15 protein-coding genes and 1 pseudogene are annotated in these 21172 nt (G+C 66.0%); 11 read left to right on the forward strand and 5 right to left on the reverse strand.

Features of this window, described 5'->3' with window-relative positions:
* Positions 1–33: 33 nt before the first annotated feature.
* Entirely contained in the window at positions 34–1296 is a 1263-nt protein-coding gene (locus JGS22_RS06970) for a helix-turn-helix domain-containing protein (RefSeq protein ID WP_216814870.1), read from the reverse strand.
* Between the two features lie 672 nt (positions 1297–1968).
* Between JGS22_RS06970 and JGS22_RS06975 the strand changes: the two genes are divergently transcribed.
* Genes JGS22_RS06975 through JGS22_RS06985 form a run of 3 tightly spaced genes read left to right on the forward strand, consistent with a single transcriptional unit; the run spans position 1969 to position 7821 of the window.
* The gene (locus tag JGS22_RS06975) at positions 1969–3540 is read left to right on the forward strand and encodes a class I SAM-dependent DNA methyltransferase (protein ID WP_211040250.1); all 1572 of its coding nucleotides are present in this window, start codon (positions 1969–1971) and stop codon (positions 3538–3540) included.
* Positions 3533–4744 (forward strand): restriction endonuclease subunit S, encoded by a 1212-nt coding sequence (locus tag JGS22_RS06980; RefSeq protein WP_211040251.1) that lies wholly within the window; start codon positions 3533–3535, stop codon positions 4742–4744. Before JGS22_RS06975 ends, JGS22_RS06980 begins: the two co-directional genes overlap by 8 nt.
* Positions 4744–7821: a type I restriction endonuclease subunit R gene (locus JGS22_RS06985; protein WP_211040252.1), complete on the forward strand. Its 3078-nt coding sequence runs from the start codon at positions 4744–4746 to the stop codon at positions 7819–7821. The genes JGS22_RS06980 and JGS22_RS06985 overlap by 1 nt, the downstream gene beginning before the upstream one ends.
* Before the next feature lie 642 nt (positions 7822–8463).
* Here JGS22_RS06985 and JGS22_RS06990 read toward each other — a convergent pair.
* From JGS22_RS06990 to JGS22_RS07000, 3 genes and pseudogenes are all read right to left on the reverse strand, one after another.
* A pseudogene (locus JGS22_RS06990) lies at positions 8464–9696 on the reverse strand (tyrosine-type recombinase/integrase); the annotation flags it as partial.
* Positions 9697–9707: 11 nt separating this feature from the next.
* Positions 9708–10007, reverse strand: a complete 300-nt coding sequence (locus JGS22_RS06995) for an excisionase family DNA-binding protein (protein ID WP_211040254.1) — start codon at positions 10005–10007, stop codon at positions 9708–9710.
* 98 nt (positions 10008–10105) lie between these two features.
* Positions 10106–10612, reverse strand: coding sequence for a helix-turn-helix domain-containing protein (locus tag JGS22_RS07000; RefSeq protein WP_308405801.1), 507 nt, complete (start codon positions 10610–10612; stop codon positions 10106–10108).
* A 286-nt stretch (positions 10613–10898) separates the two neighbouring features.
* Here JGS22_RS07000 and JGS22_RS07005 point away from each other — a divergent pair, with 286 nt between their 5' ends.
* From JGS22_RS07005 to JGS22_RS07025, 5 genes are all read left to right on the forward strand, one after another.
* Positions 10899–12434 (forward strand): DnaB-like helicase N-terminal domain-containing protein, encoded by a 1536-nt coding sequence (locus JGS22_RS07005; protein ID WP_211040256.1) that lies wholly within the window; start codon positions 10899–10901, stop codon positions 12432–12434.
* A 364-nt stretch (positions 12435–12798) separates the two neighbouring features.
* Positions 12799–13776 (forward strand): DUF2637 domain-containing protein, encoded by a 978-nt coding sequence (locus JGS22_RS07010; protein WP_211043801.1) that lies wholly within the window; start codon positions 12799–12801, stop codon positions 13774–13776.
* 370 nt (positions 13777–14146) lie between these two features.
* The gene (mobC, locus tag JGS22_RS27040) at positions 14147–14515 is read left to right on the forward strand and encodes a plasmid mobilization relaxosome protein MobC (RefSeq protein WP_308405553.1); all 369 of its coding nucleotides are present in this window, start codon (positions 14147–14149) and stop codon (positions 14513–14515) included.
* Positions 14512–16215 carry a relaxase/mobilization nuclease domain-containing protein gene (locus JGS22_RS07020; protein WP_216814871.1) on the forward strand — a complete coding sequence of 568 codons (1704 nt, stop codon included), beginning with the start codon at positions 14512–14514 and terminating at the stop codon, positions 16213–16215. Before mobC ends, JGS22_RS07020 begins: the two co-directional genes overlap by 4 nt.
* Positions 16216–16340: 125 nt before the next feature.
* Complete coding sequence (locus JGS22_RS07025; RefSeq protein ID WP_211041392.1) at positions 16341–16883, forward strand: NUDIX hydrolase; 543 nt, start codon at positions 16341–16343, stop codon at positions 16881–16883.
* A 62-nt stretch (positions 16884–16945) separates the two neighbouring features.
* Here the strand turns inward: JGS22_RS07025 and JGS22_RS07030 are convergent, their stop codons facing one another.
* On the reverse strand, positions 16946–18268 hold the full coding sequence (locus JGS22_RS07030) for an NsdA family TPR-like regulatory protein (RefSeq protein ID WP_211041391.1): 1323 nt from the start codon (positions 18266–18268) through the stop codon (positions 16946–16948).
* Between the two features lie 158 nt (positions 18269–18426).
* Here JGS22_RS07030 and JGS22_RS07035 point away from each other — a divergent pair, with 158 nt between their 5' ends.
* From JGS22_RS07035 to JGS22_RS07045, 3 genes are all read left to right on the forward strand, one after another.
* The gene (locus JGS22_RS07035; protein ID WP_236073060.1) at positions 18427–18915 is read left to right on the forward strand and encodes an ATP-binding protein; all 489 of its coding nucleotides are present in this window, start codon (positions 18427–18429) and stop codon (positions 18913–18915) included.
* Between the two features lie 322 nt (positions 18916–19237).
* On the forward strand, positions 19238–20332 hold the full coding sequence (locus JGS22_RS07040) for a radical SAM protein (RefSeq protein WP_211041390.1): 1095 nt from the start codon (positions 19238–19240) through the stop codon (positions 20330–20332).
* Positions 20333–20357: 25 nt separating this feature from the next.
* Positions 20358–20924, forward strand: coding sequence for a class IV adenylate cyclase (locus JGS22_RS07045; RefSeq protein WP_211041389.1), 567 nt, complete (start codon positions 20358–20360; stop codon positions 20922–20924).
* Positions 20925–21172: the final 248 nt, after the last annotated feature.

Here is a 21172-nt window from a genome sequence, read left to right on the forward strand (position 1 = left end):
ACAATCGCCTGGCTTCGCACCCGTAGGGAAGAACTACGAGGATTCTTCAGCGACGACAGAGAGAACTGTGGTATCGATTTTCGGATATCGACGACGGTATTCGCTCGCGTATTCGATTACATGCCGCAGGCCAAGCGGAGTCAGCTTCCACCGGTAGCCGATGACATAGCTTCCGTCGGAAGCGAGTATCGACACGTCGTCGATGAACCCTCGGCTCGGCCTTCCTCCAGATCCGTTCTTGTAACCAACGCCCAGGTGAAACGGAGCGCGTCCGGAGAGGGCATCCCGATCCAGTCCGTCCGGGCCCGCTCCAGCCACGCGGGCCAAGACTCCCCAAAGCCATTCGGACAGCAGTGGGGCCGCAGGCTTTTGCTCCGCAGACTCGCCCAACCCTGCACGGGCGACTGCCCTTCCCCGCCTCGTCATCTCCACACGGATCCGGGTCACCTCGCCTGCTGCCGGGTGATGGAAGACGTCGACACTGGTCATCAACAGGCCTCGGCGTTTCAAGGCGTGCAACGTGGCGCCGACTCCGGGATCGTGAACACCGTTACGCCGCAACCTTTCCTGCAGCCGTGTGTAGCCCACGACTTGCGCTGGAGCTCGGAGAGCGAGAGGAAGTTTGCGCCACTCTGCGGGGCGTGGCACAGGTAGATGGTGGACCCGGCGCATCCACATCTCCGTCTCCGTCATGCGCTCGTCGCGCAGGGCTTCACCAAGATAGATCCGCTGCCGCTCGTTCAGAGACCGCCAGGTAGCCTCGGCCGGGCTGCTCGCCTCCTTGCTGGTCCGGCGTCCTGGGCGCACTGGTACCGGGTCGTGGGGTCGAGTACGCATCCAGGCGTCCACGACCATACGTATGGGGACGTCGTACACCTTGGCCAATTCAGCAGGTAGCCGCCCCACGGTCTCAGGGTCGCGCCAGTTTCGGCCATGTACGGAGCGACCCTGCTCTACCGCAGACAGCCTCGGCGCCGAAAGGTGAAGGTCGCGGCCCACCGTCGTCCGGCGCAGCAATTCAGTCGCCTGATCGAGTGTCAGGCCAGCAGCGAACCGTAGATCGACCAGGCACTCTTGCCCACGGCGGACTCCGGTGAGGTCCTCCACTTCACAGCGCAGCGCTTGAGCCATCTTCTGCAGCCGCTGCGGAGTTGGCGTGTGCTTGCCCCCTTCATAGAAGAAGACCATGCGCGTCGACACCCCAATTCGCCGTGCCAGCTCAGCCTTCGACAGCCCGGCCCGATCCCGCAGCGCCGTGAGGCGGCCGGAAGCTATCGCGCGTACGGGAAGCGGCATAGCCCCATGGAACTTGAAGGAAGACTTCATGGCAATGTCTTCAGCGCCAGGCGTCTCCTATGGAACAGATCGACGGGCTTCGAGCCTCATGCTCGGGGCGCTGCGAGTCTGTCCGTACCGGTCGCAGAAGGCAGCGACACCGTGCTGCCGAGCAGAACGACGCGATGCTCCCTGGTTGCACTTCTGGTTGCAGTCAGGGGCATACAGCGCAGTACAGATACTTCCCCCGCCCCGACTGCACCGCAGATCAGAACGTTCCCGCATTCACTGGAACCCCCGGACGGAGACTTGGAAAGCGTGTTGGGTTCACACCCTCACGAGTTCGAATCTCGTATCCTCCGCCATTGCTCTCACCGGGCAATACGTCGAAGGGCCCCACCGCTTGCGGTGGGGCCCTTCGACGTGCGTGGTCTCAGTTCAGGTCTCAGTTGGCCGGGCGGACAGTCGTGAACAACCACGGACGGGCTTCGTCGGCGCTCTGCCACGTCTGGTCCTGGAAGGCCCGCATAGAGATCCGAGGCAACGTGCATGGCCCCCAGCCCAGTCAGTTCCCTGAACCAGCCACAGAAGCGGTCGATCGCACCCCCACTGCCAGAGGGACAAAATAGGATGCCCCGCAGCAGCTCCACGGCCCTGAGATCGCCACCCGGACACGAGCAAGGACCCCAACTGATGGCAGTGACCCAGCAAGAGATCGAGAACCGATTGTGGGACGCCGCCGACGAGCTGCGCGTGGCGATGCCCGAGGCGCAGTACTCCTCGGTCGTCTTCCCTCTGATGTTCTGGAAGTACCTGTCGGATACCTGGGAGCACACTCACCAGACCTTCCTCAAGGAGAACGAGGACCTCGACCTCTCAGCCGAGGAAGCCGACGAGGTCGAGTACAGCAACTACCAGACGTTCAAGATCCCCCTCATCTTCCCTGGCACCGTTGCCGAGAGCCGTGCCTCTTGGTCATCCATCCTCGCCACAGTCGCCCAGCACGGCCTCGGCCAGCGGGTTCGCGCTTCCCTTCAGGCCATCGAGTCGGCCAACCCTGACAAGTTCTCCCGTCTGTTCGGGTCCATGACGTGGACCTCCGAAGCCGTGCTGCCGGGGGAGGTGCTGGCGTCGGTCATGCGGACGATGAACCGTGTCCCCAAGATGCACGAGGGCAATATGTCCCACGATGTGCTCGGCGGGGCGTACGAGTACCTCCTGAAGCGGTTCTCAGACGGGTCCGGTACTCGTGCCGGCCAGTTCTTTACCCCTCGCGAGGTCGTCGAGCTAATCATTGAACTGCTGGATCCCAAGAACCACGAGTCGGTGTACGACCCGACCTGCGGTTCAGGCGGCATGCTCATTGCCGCCGCTAACTTCCTCAAAGCCCGAGGCGGGCGTGGATACACACTCAGCCTGAACGGGCAGGAGGCTGTGACGGACACTGCGGGTGTGGCCCGCATGAACCTCTTCATGCACAATCTGACCGAGTTCAAGGTCGAGATCGGCGACACCTTGAGGGATCCTCGCTTCAAGAGGCCGAACGGATCCGTCAAGCAATTCGACGTGATCGTCGCCAATCCGCCCTACAGCCTCAAGTGGAAGCCCTGGACTAATGACCCGCGCGCCGTAGGCGGGGTCGCTCCACAGTCATCGGCGGACTGGGCATTCGTACAGCACATGATCGCTAGCATGGCCCCAAAGAAGGGCCGCGCTGGTGTCGTCCTACCCCACGGCGTCCTCTTCCGAGGTGGCCAGGAAGCAGTCATCCGTCGGCGTGTCCTGGATGACGACCTACTTGAAGCCGTCATCGGCCTACCAAAGAACCTTTTCTACAGTACGCCGATCCCGACCTGCATCCTCGTCTTCCGCGCCCCCAGCACCAAGGCCCCGGAACGCCGGGCAGGTGTGCTGTTCATTGACGCATCAGAACGGTTCACGCCTGGAAAGAACCGCAATACGATCACCGACACCGACATCACCGATACAGTGGCTGCCTACCATTCCACCTTCAACGCTGACGCCTCCCCCACCGAACTCGATGATGGTAAAGGGCTCGCCGCCCGCTTCGTTCCCTTGCCAGAGATCGCGGAGAACGGGTACGACCTCCATATCGGCCGGTACATCAAGCAGGCTACAGCTGAGCAGGAGGAGTTGGACGTTCTGATCGACGCCTACAACCTCGCCCGGGCCGATCGGCAGCAGGCCGAAGCTCACATGCTGCAGGTCCTCACCGCCACAGGGATCGAGGGCTTCGATGACTGAGCCCGCCGGGTGGAAACCAGGCACTCTGGATGACGTCCTTGAGCACGTCGATGTCCGAAACAAGGACAAGGCCGTCGAGATGGTCCTCAGTGTTACCGAGGGGCGCGGCATCGTTCCCCAGAGCGAGGTGTTCAACAAGAGGGTCGCTACTGAGGACACGAGCAAATACAAAGTACTCCAACCCTTTGACATCGCTTGGAACCCATACCTCCTCTGGACCGGAGCCATTGGGCAATGGCTTCGCGACAGCGCCGGCGTTACCTCTCCGGTCTACCCGGTGTTCCGTGTTCGCGAAGGACAGGACGCCAGGTTCTGGGGAATGGTCCTCGAAGGCGGTGTACTCACCCCGTACTTTGACAGTCGCGCAATCGGCTCTATCGCTCGGCGTCGCCGCACAACTATTCCGGTGTTTAAAGAGGCTCCGATCTTCATTCCGCCGCGGCCGACGCAGGAGCGGATCGTCAAGATTATCGGCGCGGTAGATGATCAGATTGCTGCACTTGAATCCGAGGTCAGCACCGCACGGAGGCTTCTCAACTCGGTGCTCGCAGAGCACTTCGCGACCGTCATGGGCAAACCGCAGCGGATTGTTGATCTGTGCTCCCATGTGGTCGGGGGCGTCTGGGGCAAGCCTGAGGGTGAAGGGGAAGTTGACCGCCTTGCGCTTGGGCCTCGCATCTACGCGCCTGGCACCACCGACTTCGTAACCGGCGGCTCACCGGTACGGTCGTTTACGACCAAGCAGGCTGACACCCGAACGGTGCGGGAGCAGGACATCATCCTGGAGCGATCTGGCGGTTCACCCGAGCAGCCCGTCGGCAGAGTCGCAATTGCGGGCCCCGGCCTAGCGCCGTGCGTTCCTACCGACTTCCAGCGCTTGATGCGGGTAGAGCCTGAGAGGGCGCTCCCAAAGTGGGTGTTCTGGCGACTCCGACACGACTGGGTATCTGGGCTGACCCGCAACTACTCACGCCGCACGACTGGCATCACTAATCTGTCAGTAAAGGAATATATCGCTCGCGAAGTGCCCGTGCCTTCGCCAGAGGAACAGGCAGCACTAGTTGAGCGTGCTGCGGCGGTCGATGCACTCGTCATCACGCTGCGCGCGGAGGCCACAAGTCTCCGTCAGGTTCGAGCTGGTTTGCTATCAGGGCTGTTGGATCGAGCAATCACCATCGAGTCAGCCGAGCTGGAGGTCGCCTGATGGCGATGGGTATCGCGGAACGCGAGTTCCAGAACCTGATGATCCAGTGGTCCCTCCCCATAGGGTGGGGCTTCGAAGCGGGTAGGTCACTGCCGCGTGAGACGACACAAACGGTTCTCGCCGGCCATCTGCGGGACGCCATCGTCCGGCTCAACCCTGAGGTGATCGACGGGTTCGGCGTGGACGCCGTGGTCGAGGAGATCGTCGCCGCGGTCAACGCCGTCGACGGCGGACTGGTGCGAGCCAACGAGCAGGTGCTGGAACTGCTGCGCGGGCACAAGGAGTTCCGGGGCGCCGACGGCGTATGGCACGCTTTGAAGGTCATCGATTTCGAGCACCCAACCGCCAACACCCTGGTCGTGTCGGACGAGGTGACCATAACCATCCCCGGCAAGACCCCCCGCCGGTTCGACCTCGTGTACTGGGTCAATGGACTGCCTCTCGTTGTCGTAGAGGTGAAGTCACCGACCGCTAAGTCAGGGTGGGCCGAGGCCGCACGCGAGATCAACGACGTGTACGCCGCCGAGTACCCGTGGTTCTTCACCCCCAACGTGTTCGCTGTCGCCTCAGACGGGCTGAAACTGCGGTTCGGCGCCGCTGGTGCGCCGCTGAACCTGTGGCAGCCGTTCCGATCCACCGACGACGACGAGAACCTGTCCGGGCAGGCCGACGTGCAGCGCTCCGTCGAGCTGCTGCTCAACCCGGCCACCGTCCTGGACATGCTCGCCAACTTCGTCCTCTTCGACACATCTGGAGGCGGGGCGGACAAGAAGTACCTACCCCGCTACCCACAGATGGAGGCCGCCCATCTGATCCACGGGCGGGTCCTGGCCGACGGCAAGAAGGGTCTGGTCTGGCACCACCAAGGCAGCGGGAAGACGTTGCTCATGGTGTTCGCCGCTTCGCTGCTGCTGGCTGACACTCGCACCGAATCGCCAACGATCATATTGCTCTCGGACCGGACCCAGCTCGTGCGGCAAACCTCCGGGGTATTCACCTCCGCGATGGGCGACGCCTACTTCCACCAGCCCTCCACCAGCAAGGAGTTGCGTTTCTTGCTGGCTGACGATGTGCGCGGCGTCATCTCCACAACCGTGCACAAGTTCGCCGATGCCGGCAAGAACCTGTCGACCCGCCGCAACATCATCGTGCTGGTCGATGAGGCACACCGCACGCAGTCATCTGAGGAAGAGTCCCTGGCGGGGCAGATGCGCGCAGCATTGCCGCACGCGAAGTTCTTTGGCATGACCGGCACACCCGTCAGGAACCTCGCCACCAACACCTTCGCCCTCTTCGGTGAGGAGACCGACCCGAACAGGGTGCTGCACCGGTATTCGGTGTCCCGGTCTCTCCAGGACGAGGCAACCGTCCCAGTCGTGCTGGACCCGCACCCAGTCACCTTCGAGATGAATGACCGGGCCCTACAGGCCGAGTTCGACCAGTTCGCCGACGAATTCGACCTCGACGACCCCGACCGTGAAACCTTGTCCCGTAAGTTCGGGCGCCTGACCTCGGTGTTCGCCAATCCTGAACGCATCCACACGGTCTGCCAGGACATCGTGGACCACTACCTGGCCGGCACCTATCGCAACGGCCTCAAGGCGCAGGTCGTCGCCTACAACCGTGAGCTGGCCGTGGCGTACACGGACAAGATCAACGAGCTGCTGGCCAGCTTCGAGGCGTCGCAGATACTCGCCGAGGTCGGCAAGCACGATCGGATCACCGCAGAGGTAAATATCCACGTCTCGGACGCCAAGTCCGAGGAAGCGACCATGCGGCCCTACCGGCTCTCCGAGGTCGACGAGGAGGACCAAAAGCGGCGGTTCCTCACTCCCGATGACCCGCTGTGCTTCCTGGTCGTGACGGCCAAGCTGATGACCGGGTTCGACGCCCCCAACGAGGGCGTCCTCTACCTGGACAAGCCGATGAAAGCTCACAACCTGTTCCAGACGATCACCCGCCCGAACCGCACTTGGGTGTCCCCGGCCGGATTCGTGAAAACCACTGGCGTGGTCGTGGACTACATCAGCCTGGCCGAAGAGGTCCAGCGTGCCGTCGTCGACCCCACCTCGGAGGGGTCCGCTGGCAAGGGCGGCGGATTCGTCACCGACGTGACCGATCTGATCGCCGAGTTCCGCACCACCTTCGCCTGCATCGAGGACCTCCTCGCAAACGTGGACGGCCTCGACCTCACCGCCAACGGTTACGAGTCCGTACGCGTCATCAACAGCTACCTGGACGGCGACCCGGCCGCCGCCGAGGTCTTCAGCAAGAACTACCGGCTTCTGGCCCGCCTGTACCCACTCATCAACACGGACCAGCGCGTCACCAAGTACCAGGACGGGTTCGGGCTCTTCGGGTCTGTATACACGACCCTGTTCAAGAAGTCCTCCGACGAGGAAAGGAAGGAGCGACTGGGCGAGCTGGGACCGATGGTCCTGGAGATAATCAACGCCCACGTCCACTCCTTCTCGGTGGCCGCGTCCCAGGAAGAAGCGCTCGTCCTGGATGCTCAGGGCATCGCAATCCTCAAAGAGCTTCTGGCCCTCGTCCGTCCCAAGCCCGACAAGGACGACAGCGAGGACAAGAGGCCGCCGTCTGCGGCGGAGATCCTGGACCACATCAAGGCGGCCCTTGAGAAGGGCGTCGAACCGGGGTCCGCGAAGTACACCGCCCTGGCGGAGCGGATCAGGCAGCTGCGGGATCGGATCATCCAGAACGCCCAGGACGCCCTGGAGTTCCTGGCCGAAGCACTCCGTGTCGCCCAGGCCATCGTGAACGCCGAGAAGCACCCCGACGAAGCCGTTGTGCTGGATGACGACCATGTAGGCGTCCTGTCGCGGATCATCAGCGACCACGCACCGTCCGGCCTCACCGTCACAGAACGGAACCTGGCCGAGGAGATCGACCAGGTCGTCAAGCGTACTCTCGCCCGATCATGGGACAACGCCGAGGCCCGCAACCGGGGTGCACGGCGCGCCACCGCTGCGGTCTTCCGCCGGTACGCGTTGAAGCCAGTGGGTGAGCCGTACAACTCAACCGTCGCCTACATCGAGGCCCACTACCTCGTTGACTGAGTCATGCGATGGGCCCGGCAACCTATGTCGGTTGCCGGGCCCATCGCGCCGCTCAAGCCCTGAACTTTCCCGTACACCGCTCCTGATGCCGGGCTAGCTGTCGGTGTCTCCGTGCTTCCCCGGATTCCTCGCTCGGTCCACAGCCTGCGCACAAGCCTCGTCGAAGGCAGTGACGACAGCGTCTCGGTCCGTGCCGCGGACATGGGCCTCGACCTCGTGGCCGGGACGACGCGTAGTGTGCCAGCGCACCGGGAGGTCCGTGTAGAGATCGGTCTCGAACTCCCAGGCCACCACGGACCACCGCTCCTCGCGGCCGATGTTGAGCCGCTCACCGCTGGCCTCGAACACGGCGTAAGCGTGATGGACTAGACGGCGGTCGGGAACCCGGTCGCGGATTGCCCGGATACCACCGGGCCCCAGCTGTTCCCACTGTGGCTGGTCCCACTTCTCCACGTGCGCTGGATTACCGGGGTGATCGGCGGTCCACTGGGATGCGACAGCCTGAGCGTGGTCGTTGTACAGGAACGGAACGTACCGCTTGCCGAGGCAGGCCACGTACACATCCGGCTCTGTCGGTGCGGGACGCTGACTCAAGCACTGCACGGGGCCTCCTGGTGTCGACGGAGACTGCTGGGGTGTTGAGCCCCAGATGAGGGCGCCGACCTTCGCGGCGGTCTGCTGGAGCACCTGGCCGGTGAGGTGCTGGTAACGGCGGCGCATGCGGGCGGACTTGCCGGGCTCCCAGCCCATGATGCGGTCGACGACGGCTTCGGGGACGCCGAGGATCAGCAGCACGGTGGCGGCGGTGTGGCGGGCGTCGTGGAGTCGGCCCTCGCGGACACCGGCCGCCTTGAGCAGGTCCTTCCACCTGTGGTGGTCGGTGTTGGGGTTGAGCGGTTCGCCGGTCGGCGAGGTGAACACGTAGTCCTTCTCCACCCACAGGTCACGGGCGGGTGCCCGCTCGCGCGCCTGCTCCTCCTTGTGCCGTCGCAGCAGCTTCAGCAGCTGCTCAGGGATGCCGATCGTGCGCTTGCCGGCGCGGGTTTTGGTGTCCTTCGTCTCGCGCCGGGTGTTGATCTTCTGGGGGCAGTAGCCGGGCTTTCGGCCGCACTTGTCGCCGCAGCCGTGCTTGTAGCGGGGCCGCAGGCGGTTTCGGCGGACGAAGAGCACGCCTTCCTCGAAGTCCACGTCCTCCCACTTCAGGCCGAGGACCTCGCCCTGGCGCAGGCCGAGGGCGAGCGCGATGACCCAGCGGGCGTGGTCGCGGTGCTTGGCCGCTTCGAGAAGGAGATGCTGGATCTCCTCTAGCGAGTACGGCTCGACCTCTTCCTCTTCGACCTTGGGCGCCTTGGCGATCGAGGCAGGGTTGAGGGTGAGGTGGCGGCGGCGGACGGCCTCGTTCAGCGCTGTGTTGACCGTGCGGTGGGCCTGGTGGGCGGTGCCGGAAGCCCTGCCGTTCGCCTGCATCTTCCGGTAGAAGCGCTCTAGGTGCTCGGGCTCCAGCTTCTCCAGGCGGTGCGCGCCCAGGCCGGGTATGAGGTGGTGGTAGACGGCCACGCGGTAGCCGTCGATGGTGTTCTCGCTGACGTTGGGCGCGGCGACGTTCTCCACCCAGTGGGTCAGCCAGGTCTCGACGGTCCAGGTCTGGCCGGCCTTGCGGACGCCGGTGGAGTCGCGCTGCTTCTCCAAGTCACGGACGGCCTTGGTGACTTCGGCGCGCGTTTTGCGCCCGACATGGCGACGGTCGGGAGTGCCGTCGTCCTTGACGCCGACGGTGACGCGGCCGTGCCAGCGTCCGTCCTTGCCGAGGTAGATGGATGAGGCACCGTTGGGCTGGCGGGAGTTACGGGGCTTCGGCTTCGGGGCGTCTGCCATGGTGGCCCCGCTCAGGCAGCAGTGTCGAAGTCCGTGACCTGGTCGCGCCAGGCCAGGAACTCGCCGACCGCCTCCTCGGGTATGCGCCGCAGGCTGCCGATCTTGACGGAGCGGATGGCTCCGGACGAGACGTACTCGTACATCTTCGTCCGGCCGATGCCGAGGCGGCGGGCGGCTTCGACAACGGTGAGTGCGGCGAGGGTGGGATCGCCGTGGCTGTCACGGCGCTCAGCGATCAGGGCACGCAGGGCCGCTTCGGAGACACCGAGGAGGTCGGCGATCTGAGTCACGGGCAGAGCAGAGCGTGGCAAGGGAAGTCCTCGTCTGGCAGCGCCGGAGCGGCAACTCCGTGCGGCCGGTGGATCGTTCGGGATGGGCGGTGATGGCTGCAGGCGTAGCGGTCGACCCGTCAGGTTCGGGCGTCGGGTTCGCCGCCGGGAGGGGATCCGTGGGTATCCACGAGGTGGTTCGTGGCTTCTCTGGCGATGGCGTTGGAGACCATGACCTCAGCCTCCTCGCGGATTTCGGGGTGGTCGGCGAGGTAGGTGTCGAGGGCGTCGCGGGCCCGGGTGAAGTCGACGTTGGCGCGCTGTGTCGCGCGGTAGGCATCGACGGCGGCGTCGATGAGTTCCATGGCACGTGCCTTGGCCGCGAGGCGCGGAGGTCCGACCAGGTTGCGCAGGGAGAGTCCGAAGACCTCGGCGAACCCGATGGCCTCGTCGAGGTTGATGCGACGCTTGCCGTTCTCGATGCGCCACACCGCGGACGGGTTCATCTCGTAGCCGGCCTCGTTGAGACGCTCGGAGAGCGTGGTCGTACTCCACCCCCGGGCTTCCCGCTCCACCTTGATCCGCACTGCCACGTTGCCTTCGCCGCTGAGCAGAACGCCCTCGTGCTCGGCCTCGTCGTCCACGATGCCCCTTCCGCAGGCAGCAAGTCCCTGCCGGTTGCAAGGACAGAAAAACTGTAGCATGCACTCTGCCTGAAGCAGAGCACTTCTGCTCCAGGCAGAGATGTGGCAGAGTAGCGGCCTACCGTCCGCTGCCGACCGCAGGAGGCCGCCAGCCCACCACCGCCACATGAAAAAGCCCCTGGCGCGATACGCCAGGGGCACAAGCTCAGACCTCACAACCGCCCATCCCTGAACGATCACCTGCTGGCCGGGGTTGCCGCCCCATATGGCCCGCAGGGTGAGGAGCTCAATGCCCGAGGGTACGACCCCTTCTGCTCAGGCGCCACCCGCGCAGCCCTTCGACGAGTTCGCCATCCACGCTGACCAGGTGACACCACCGCACGACCTTCTGGCCGAGCAGGGGGTTCTGGGCGCCTGCATGCACGGCCATGAAGCCGTCGACGAGGTCCGCAGCGTGCTGGAAGGACGCGACTTCTACCGGCCCGCACACGAAACGATCTGGCTTGCACTGCTGGAGCTGCGATCGGCGGACGCCCCCACCGACCCCATCGCGCTGGCCCACCACCTGCGACAGCGGGACGAACTCAACCGTGTCGGCGGCCAGGCTTACCTCCACACTCTCTCCGGTGCTCCGTTCGCCGTGCAGAGCGCCGTCTACTACGCCGGCATCGTGCGTCACAAGGCCGAGCTGCGCACCCTGCAAGCCGCCGGCATCCGCACCGCTCAGCGCGCGCTGGAGCCGGGAGCCGACCCCGACCTGATACGCACCGACATGGAAGCCGAGGTGCGCGAAGGCCGCGAGCGGGCGCTGGCATCAGGTACCAGTCGCCTGTCCCGCTACCTCGTGGACGGCTGGCAGTTCGTCAGCGAGACCGGCGCGGACACCGATCCGCTGTGGGGCACGCGGGAGAAGACCGTCTGGGCGTCCGGGGAGAGCCTGATGATCGTCGGGGCCCCAGGCGTCGGCAAGACGACTCTGGCCCACCAGGTCGTTCTCGCCCGCCTCGGGCTGCAGGAGAGTGTCCTGGACATGCCGGTCAGGCCCAGTCGGCGAGTGCTCTATCTCGCTATGGACCGCCCGAAGCAGATCGCCAAGGCCATGGCCCGACGCGTCAACCTCACCAACGAAGCTGTCCTGCGCGAGCGGCTCGCGGTCTGGCAAGGTCCCCTGCCCGCACCCCTCGACAAGGAACCCGACCTCCTCGCCGACCTCGCCGCCGCCCATCGGGCCGACACCATCGTGATCGACAGCCTGAAGGACGCTGCCAGCACCCTCGTCGACGACGCCCTCGCCGTCGCCTTCAACAACGCCCGCCAACGTGCGATCCGCAGCGGTGTGGAGGTGATGGAACTGCACCACCAGCGAAAGTCCCAAGACGGCACACCACGAGACACGCGCCCCTCGCTCGACCGCGTCTACGGCTCCACCTGGCTCACCTCCGGCGCAGGCAGCGTCCTGTTCATCACCGGAGAGGCAGGAGACCCCGCTGTCACCCTGCACCACCTCAAGTCGCCCACGGGGGAAGTCGGCCCGCTGCAACTCATCCACGACCACGCGCGGGGCACCACAACGCTCGATCCAACTCTCGACCCGATCACCATCCTTCGCGCCCACCCAGGGGGCTTGAGCGTCCGCGACCTCGCCATCGCCCAGACCGGCGAGAGGACACCAGGCCGGGCCGCCATCGAGAAGGCACGACGAGCCCTGGACGCCCTCGTCAAAGCCGGACTGGCCAACAAGGCCGACGGCATCGCAGGCGGCAACGGAGGCGGCCAGCAAGCCCGCTATCACGCCTCCGCTCGCCACATCGTCGCCGTCTCCTGAGCGGTTCGACCACAGCAGCCGAGCGATCACGGGACCGTACACGCGCCCCCGACGAGGCAGCCGCCCGAGAACCGCTCACATCGCTCACGCCGCGCACCAAACCCGCAGGTCAAACGATCACGCGACCGTTCACGGCGTACACACGCAGAGCGATCACGCGCGAGCCCCCCTCTAGAAGGGGGCTCGCGTGTACGCCCCCACCGTGAACGCCCCGCACGCCCGCCCCACAAAACCCACGAACCTGGAGCCCTCCGCCTTGCACTCCCCTGCTCCCACTCACCCTGGCCCTCGCGGACGCAGCGGTCGCCGGCCTGGCGATCCTGGCGATGCCCACCGGCCGCCCGCACACACGATGGGGCGCCGCATGCACCGCAACGGTCGCATCACCCTGGTGATCGGCCTGGTGGGCGTCGTCCTCATGGCCTTCCGCGTTTCGTGGAACGCGCTCTCCGACGTGGCCCGCGCAATCGGCGCCGACTCGACCGCCGCCCTGCTCTACCCGATCGTGGTGGACGGACTGATGGCCCTCGCGCTGGTCGCCACGCTCGTACTGACCGGCCCCGACAGGAAGTTCGCGCTGCGAGTCCTGGCGGCCTACACCATCACCAGCCTCCTGCTGAACTACGTGCACGGCCTCATACCGACCCTGCACACCGCGTCGGCCCAGTGGGGCCGACTGGCCGACCAGGACCCGGTGAACTGGGCACTCGTGCTCCTGGCGACCTCGCTCCCGGTCGGGTCGATCTACTTCGGGTCGGAACTCGTGGCCAAGGTGCTGCACCACGACCCGGAGTCGGCCGACCACGCCCAAGCGGCCTCGGCACAGGCGACTCGGCAGGCTGCGGCCGAAGTTGCTGGCCCGGAGCCCACGCAGTCGGCGTCTGAACTGGTCAAACCAGCCCCAGGACAGCTGACCGAGTCGACCCCCGTGAAGGTCGCGGGGCCGCCCACGACGAGGCCGACCGCGGCCGACACGTCGGCCCCCGCTGCCCGACCACCCCAGTCGGCGAACCGAGCCGAGTCGGCCGGAGGTGGCCCGCCTCGCGCAACCGGTCGGGTTCCCACCAAGTCGACTGCCGCCCCTACCCGAATCGACGGCGAAGCCCTCGACGAGGCCCGGCTCCTGACAGCCGACTGGAGCGACGACCAGCTCACTGCCGAGCGTCTACGCAGGGAGCTGCGCATCGGCCAGAAACGCGCCCGCGCCCTGCGTGACCACCTACGAGCCGAACGCACCAGCCAGGCCCAGCACTTCTGCGACGACGATGTCGAGATCGAGTCGCCTGGCAGCTTCGACGAAGCCGCCTCGCAACCCGCGCCTTCAGCAGCAGCTGGCGTCTGAACCCGGCCGCTGGCCCAGCACCTGCCTGAAGTGTCGCCCGGGGATGACAGATCGCCCGCGTACCGCCCCCGTCCTGGAGAAAACCCGCATGCACGACCCTCAGCCCGAACTCCCCACCCGCCAGAGGAAGATGACCGCCGACTCCACCCGCGCAGCAAGGTATGCCGTTGGACCGTCCAAGGGCCGGCCGAACGGGGGAGCCTCCGCCCCGGAGGTGGCGGAGGCACTCGGGCGCCAGGGGGCACCCGAGCAGGAACAGCACCCACCGCCCGTACCCGTGCCGTTGTCCCGCGCAGCCGACGAAGCCGCACTGCGCCGTGTCGCGCGCCGTCGCGCGCGTATGCCCGTGCAGCGCCGAGACCGTGTTGACGTGCGCTACAGCGCCGGTGAGAAGGCCGCGATCCTCGCCAAGGCCCGCTCCCTGAACATCGCCGCAGCGCACTACGTCGGCGCTGTCGTCATGACGCACCTCGACGGCAAGCTCAACGTCGCCCTCCCTGGCCAACGCACCTCGATCGACGACCTGATCGACGAACTCGCCGCCCTGCGCCGCGAGCTCGCCGGCATCGGCAACAACGCCAACCAGATCGCCCGGAAACTCAACGCCGGAGCCGCTCTGCACGCAGGAGACCTCGCGGCCCTCGCCCACGCCGAGCGCATTCAGCAGAGCGTCGCCGCCTCCATCCGCCACCTCGCGCACACCGCGAACCAGGCCGTCCGCCACGAGTCCGCCTCATGATCGCCAAGATCAGCAGCGGCAAGAACACCGCCGGCCTCATCCGCTACCTCTACGGACCCGGCCGCGCCAACGAACACACCAACCCCCACCTCGTCGCCTCCTGGGACGGCTACGCCCCCGACCCCGCCCACAGCGTGACCCCAGCCGAAGCCGCCGCCACCAGGAAACTCCTCGTCGCCGACCTCGACCTCCACGTCAACCAAGCCAAGCGCCACCACCGCACCCCCACCCAACACGTATGGCACTGCTCCCTCCGCACCGCCCCCGGCGACCGCACCCTCACCGACGACGAGTGGTCCCACATCGCCCACCGCATCGTCGCGGCCACCGGCATCGCACCCGAAGGCGACCCCGACGGCTGCCGCTGGATCGCCGTACGCCACGCCCCCGACCACATCCACATCGCCGCCACCACCGTCCGCCCCGACCTGCGCACCGCACGCCACTGGAACGACTACCTCACCGCCGACCGCGAACTCGCCACCATCGAGAAGGAGTACGGCCTCCACCAGGTCGCACGCAGCGACCGCACCGCAGCCAAACGCCCCACCCGCGCCGAACACGAGAAAGCCCATCGCACCGGCCGCGACCGAACCGCCCGCGAACGCCTCCGCACCACCGTCCGCACCGCCGTCGCCGCTGCCACCACCACCGAAGAGTTCGTCCGGCTTCTCCACGACACGGACGGCGTCCTCGTGGAGGTGCAGCATTTCCCCTCCGGCGATATCCGCGGCTACAAGGTCGCCCTCCCCGGTGACGTCAACGCGGCGGGTGAACCGGTGTGGTTCTCCGGTTGCAAACTCGCCCCCGACCTATCGTTCCCCAAGATCCGCGAACGCCTGAACGTCACCGAAGTTCCCGAGCTGAACGGCAAGCCCCACCCCTGGCACCTAGCCACGGCCGCCGCCGAGAGCATCCCCCGCAGCCTAGAACAGAACGATGACAACGCCTCTCAGGCCCATCTCGCCACACTCGGCGAAGCACTCGACGCCCTCCCACTCATTGCACCGAGCAGCCTTCGCTTGAACCTCCACCAGGCCGCGACCACGTTCGAGCGTGCTACGCGTTCCCACATCCGCCCCGACCACCAGAGCAGCCGCGCACTGCGCGCGGCCGTCCGGGCCATATTGCGAGAGCCCACGCCCAGGGACGGGACCGCGCTCGCGATGTTCCTTGACGCGATAGTTCTCGCAGTGATCGCCGCCGTCCGCTGGCATGATAAGCACCACAACCGGCAGCAGGCCCTCGCCGCACAACAGGCCCTGACACCTCTCCAGACCGCCTACAACGAAGCCGCAAAGGCCCCCTTGACCTCGCTCGCCAACCGCAAGCCCCCACGCGCGGCCGAGCGACACTCAGAGGTCATTCGCGAGACCCTGCCTGAACACGCCGACGACATCCTCACAAGCTCCGACTGGGGCGCCCTGGCAACTGTCCTGAGTGACGCCAAGGTGGCAGGGCACGACCCCGCCCGGCTGCTGAAGCACGCCGCCGACCAGCGGGCGCTGGACGACACACGCTCGCCCGCAAGGGTTCTGGTCTGGCGCATCGAGCGCCTGCGCCAGCACCCTGCATCCAGCGCACGGACGCGAGCTGCCCAGGCCCGCAGCTCGACGGCCACGCACTTCGCCCCACACCCACAGGCAGCCGCTCCTATCTCCCTCCCCGCGGAACGGCCTCTCGGCCGGCGGCGTCGGTAGGAGGCTGGCGAGCGCTGTGTTCCGGCCAGATCTGTGGTCGTTGCCGGGAAGTCGCTAGCTGAGCAGACGGGTTCTCGTCTGAGTGACATGCTGGGATGACACAGGGCGAGAAAGGAAGTCGGCTCATGCGGTGGACAGTTCATGGCGAGCGTCAGATTTATAGCAACCCCTGGGTCAACCTGTGGCTCGCGGACGTCCAGCAGCCCGACGGACGACGCTGGGAACACCATGTCGTCAAGATGCGCCACCTGGCGGTGGCGGCGGTGGTAGACGAGCAGAAGCGCGTGCTGATGCTCTGGCGTCACCGCTTCATCACCGATACCTGGGGCTGGGAACTGCCCATGGGCCTGATCGAGGCGGACGAAACCCCGGAGCAGGCCGCGGCTCGCGAGGTCGAGGAAGAGACCGGCTGGCGGGTGGACGGCATGAAGCCGTTGGTCTACGCGCAGCCCGCGAACGGCATTACGGACTCCGAGCACTACGTCTTCCGCGCAGAGGGGGCCGCCTACGCCGGCCCGCCCACCGAGCTGAACGAGACCGACCGCATCGAGTGGGTGCCGATCTCGGAGATCCGCGGCATGATCGACCGCCGCGAGATCGTTAGCAGCGGCAGCCTGGTCGGGCTGCTCTATCTACTGCTGGACGAGGCGACCGGCGTCATCGGCTGAACTGGCAGTCTGGGTCGCTGTCGTGCCTCGTCCTTACGCCCAGGTGAGAGGCACGGCGGTTCCTAGCCAAGAACCTCGCGCATCTTCTGCTCGAACGAGATCACCGGTGCTTCCCGGGCGTAAGGAGCGAGACGCCCGTGAAACTCCCGCACATGTCCTGCCACCCGTGGTGAGTCGAGGGATGCGGTGAAGTCGAGGGCCAGACTGGCACTCTGACAGGCGGCATCCAGGCTGCCTTGCTGGAGCTGGGCAGTAGCCAGCCAGAAGGCGTGGAAGGCTCGGCCCCGCTGCTGAGCGGCCGACTCCCGACGCAGGCCCTCCGCGATGAGGGGCTCTGCTCGTGCAGACTCCCCGAGGCGGGCGAGGGCGATACCGGTGTCCACGATCAGCTTGCTCTCATCGAAGTAGCGCACCCAGGGGGGCGCTACATCTTCCCGACCTCTGGCCTGTTCGTAAGCGTCGCGGGAGCGGTCGAGGGCTTGGTGGCAGGCCATCGAGTCGCTAAGCGTGGCCTGCGCGAACGCCTCTCGCATGTGGAGCATCGACATGACCAAAGGCTGATCACCCACTGCGCGGGCGGAGTCCTGGGCCCTGCAGGCCAGCGCCACGGCGTCGGTGGAGTTGCCGTCGTAGGTCGCCTGAAGGCTCATGCAGGAGAGCACATTGGCCATGAAGAGGTAGTCGTCCTGGAGGCGGGAGAGCCGCAGGGCCTGTGTGAAGTGGGTACGTGCGGTGCTGTACTGGCGGGCGTCGAAGTAGGCCCAGCCAGCTAGCCGGGCGAGCTCGGCCGCCAAGGATTGCAGGTCACGACGCAGCGCTTCGTCGGCGCCGTTCATTAGCTGCGATACGTAGCGCAGGTGCCCGACGACTGCCGGTCGCAGTGAGGCGCCGCCGTGTTCGTCGTCTCTGCGCCAGTAGTCCTCCACCGAGGACCGCAACGCCACGAGCGTGGACCGAGTCACCTTCCCGTCGGCAAGCGTGAGCAGGTCATCTATGCCGCTTGCCTCCCCGCCATCCTCTGCCACCGCTGCCACCTCGTCTATGGACGCTGAAGGCTGGCCGGGTGTGCGCTTGAACTCCCTCGGGATGGCGGGGATCTCCCACGGTCGGTGTGCCAGCCCAAGCATGGCTCCTGGGATGCGCAGCCCATCCGCGACGCGTTCGATCACGTCGATATGGGCGAGGCTTCTGCGCCCGGACATGATCTCCCCGACCCTGCTGGGCGTCATCCCGCATAACGCCGCGATACGCGAGGGATAAACGCCCGCCCACTTCTTCGCAAGCTGAAAAACCTGCCCGAAGTCGCGTTCGCGGCAGACGCGTTGAAACTCAGAGCTCGCGACTAACTCGGGTGGGAGTCCCGTGTAGGACTGCGGTCCGGGCACGTGCGCTCCTCGGCCGTCTCGACGGCGCGTACTGGGCGGGTGGTCAGCCGCAGCAGATCTTACCCACGTTGGGTAATCACCGTGACCTGATCCCGTGATGGCCTCACGCGGTGCAGTAGTCCCCCGACTACCCGCTACGAGGGGACGCGATGCACGCGATGGCTAAGCACAACCCAGCAACCACCCAGCAATGGCGCATGCAGTTCGCCTCGACTGCCCGCTGCGTCCCACTTGTCCGCACCCAGGTGAACAAGGCCCTCCACGAGCGGGGGTACGCCCGCAACGACATCGACGACGCCGTCCTGGTGGCGAGCGAACTCGCGACGAACGCCGTAATGCACGGCCACCTCCCCGGACACCTCTTCGAGGTCGGACTGGTCCCATCCGACGGCACCTGCCTCGTCGAGGTCTCCGACAGCAGCCCCCGACCGCCCAGAGTCCTCACGGCCGGCAGTGACGACGAAAGCGGCCGTGGCCTCGAACTCGTGAGCACACTCGCTCTGCACGTCGGACAACGCCTTCGCAAACCGGTCGGCAAGACAGTGTGGGCCACGATGCGCATGACTCACGGACGCGAGCCCACCAAATCGCCGCATTGGCCGTTCACCGCCACGTGCACCGCAACTGCCGACGGGCGCGTGCGGTGATGCGCGCTATCGGCCGCTACGCCGGCCTTCTCTTCATCATCGGCATCAGCGCCTCCTGCGGCCTTGCCGTCGGCCTGGTTTTCGCCTCAACGTCCGCTCCCTGAACCGGCCTGCCCCGAGTGTGTACCCGCGTACGGCGGGTCGGCTCCCCCGTGCCCACCCGGGACGGGCCTCACCCGCCCGGCCGTCTACGAGCCGAGCTCGACGGCCGGGCGGGTCCCACAGCAGTACTCGCCATCAACCAGCCACAACTCCTTGCGGACTGCGCGGGCGCACCCAAGTGCCCCACGCCCGGGCCGCTCGACGAAAGAGAGGCTATTTCATGATCCAGCACCCTGCCCTGGCCGAGATAGACAGCTCAGTGCCCGTCACAATCAGCACCGACCGCACACTCCGCGTCAAGGTCATCGACGCGTGCGGCATGACCTGCACCTTCTGCCACAACGAGGGCACCCCCGTGAGCGCGGACAACCGCACTCACCAGATCGGAGCGTTCGCACCGACAGGCCCGTCAGGGCGCGTCTCCATCTACGCGGCAACCAACGGCTCCAGCTTCCTGAGCGCGCCGGTCTTCCCCGACGAAGCCTTTCGGCAGGCGCTGACACAGTTACGCCAAGCACTCGACTTCGACGAAGTGCACCTGACAGGGGGCGAACCAACCCTCCATCCACGCCTGCCGCAGATCGTCGCCTTGGCGAAGGAAGCCGGCTACGAGGTCAGCGTCACCTCCAACGGGGAAAACGGCGGACGCACCCTGGCCTCCTGCGCAGACGCGGGCTTGGACCACGTCAACTTCTCCATCTTCGGCACCACACCCGAAGAGCTCGCTCAGGTCCAGAACACCCGTTACCGCAGACCCGCCCTCGCGCAACGCAAGATCGCCGCCCTCGACGCGTCGATCCAACTCGCCATGGACGTCGGCATCGGGACTCGTGCCAACGTGGTGCTACCGAACCGCGGACACGTTCCACGCATTCACCGGCTGCTCCACAAGTACTCCGACAGGCTCTCCGTACGCGTGCTCTCTTCTCTGGCAGACGGAGACGACTCGCTCCAGGCGATCGACCTCCTGCTGAGCGAGCTCAAGGCGGAGCTAACAGAAGTACGGCTGATCGCCGGCACCTCCGGCTTCCGCATGGCCTACCAGCTACCGAGTGGCCGAGAGCTGATCGTCAAGCACATCCGTCCACTACGGTTGCCGGAAACCTGCACCAGCTGCCGCTTCAACAACCCCACCGACTGCGAAGAGGGCTACTACGGCGTGCGCCTCTACCGCGACACAGCAGGCAGATTCCACGTCGGAGTATGCATACAGCGCATGGACCTCTGCCTGCCCGTGGAAGAGTTCGTCGCGGGAGAGGCGTGCGCTGAGGTCGCCCACCTTCGCGAGAGCGATTTCCACGACCTGACCAAGTAAGAACCGCGCTAGGAGTCCACCAGCGATGCCCCAGAATGAGTACGAGGCCAAGTTCCTCAACATCGATGTCGACGCCGTCCGCGACCAGCTCCGTACCTCCGGCGCCCAACTCGTCTTCGACAGGACCATGTTCACCCGGCTGATCTTCGAGAACGACGCTGTCCAGGGCGAACAATGGCTGCGTTTGCGCGACGAAGGCGGCAAGACCACTCTCACCCTCAAGCAGGTCAGCGACGCCACCACCATCAACGGCACCACCGAGGTCGAGATCGAGGTTGACGATCTCGACAAGACCGCCGAGCTCCTCAAGGCCACTGGGCTCCGCCAGGTCCGGTACCAGCAGAACTACCGCGAGGAATGGCAGCTCGGCGACATCAAGTACGACCTCGACACCTGGCCCGCCCTGCCCACGTTCATCGAGATCGAAGGTCCCTCCGAAGACGCAGTCCGCAAGGCCGTCGCGGACCTTGGCTTCGACTACGAACAGGCCCGCTACGGCAGCATCGACCTCATCTACATGAGCGAGCTGAACCGAAACATTCTCGCCGAATCGACTCTCCTGTTCGAAGGGCACGAGGAGGCATCTGCGTAGGTCCCTGCTCCTGGGCTTACAAACGTCCGCTATCCCAAGGCCGAGCCTCACGGCGGTCTCGTACAGCCGTACTGCGACCGCGGTATGCCCCCGAAGGCGCAGGCCGCCGACCGCGCGCCGGAGGGGCAAGTGTGGCACTGCTCGGTGCGCGCGGCGCCCGAGGATCTTCACCGATGTTGAGTGGGCGACGATCGCCCGGCGTGTTCTGCACGCGACCGGTATTGCGCCCGAGGGTGATCCGGACGGTT

The sequence above is a fragment of the Streptomyces tardus genome, assembly GCF_018101125.2.
GTDB lineage: Bacteria > Actinomycetota > Actinomycetes > Streptomycetales > Streptomycetaceae > Streptomyces > Streptomyces tardus.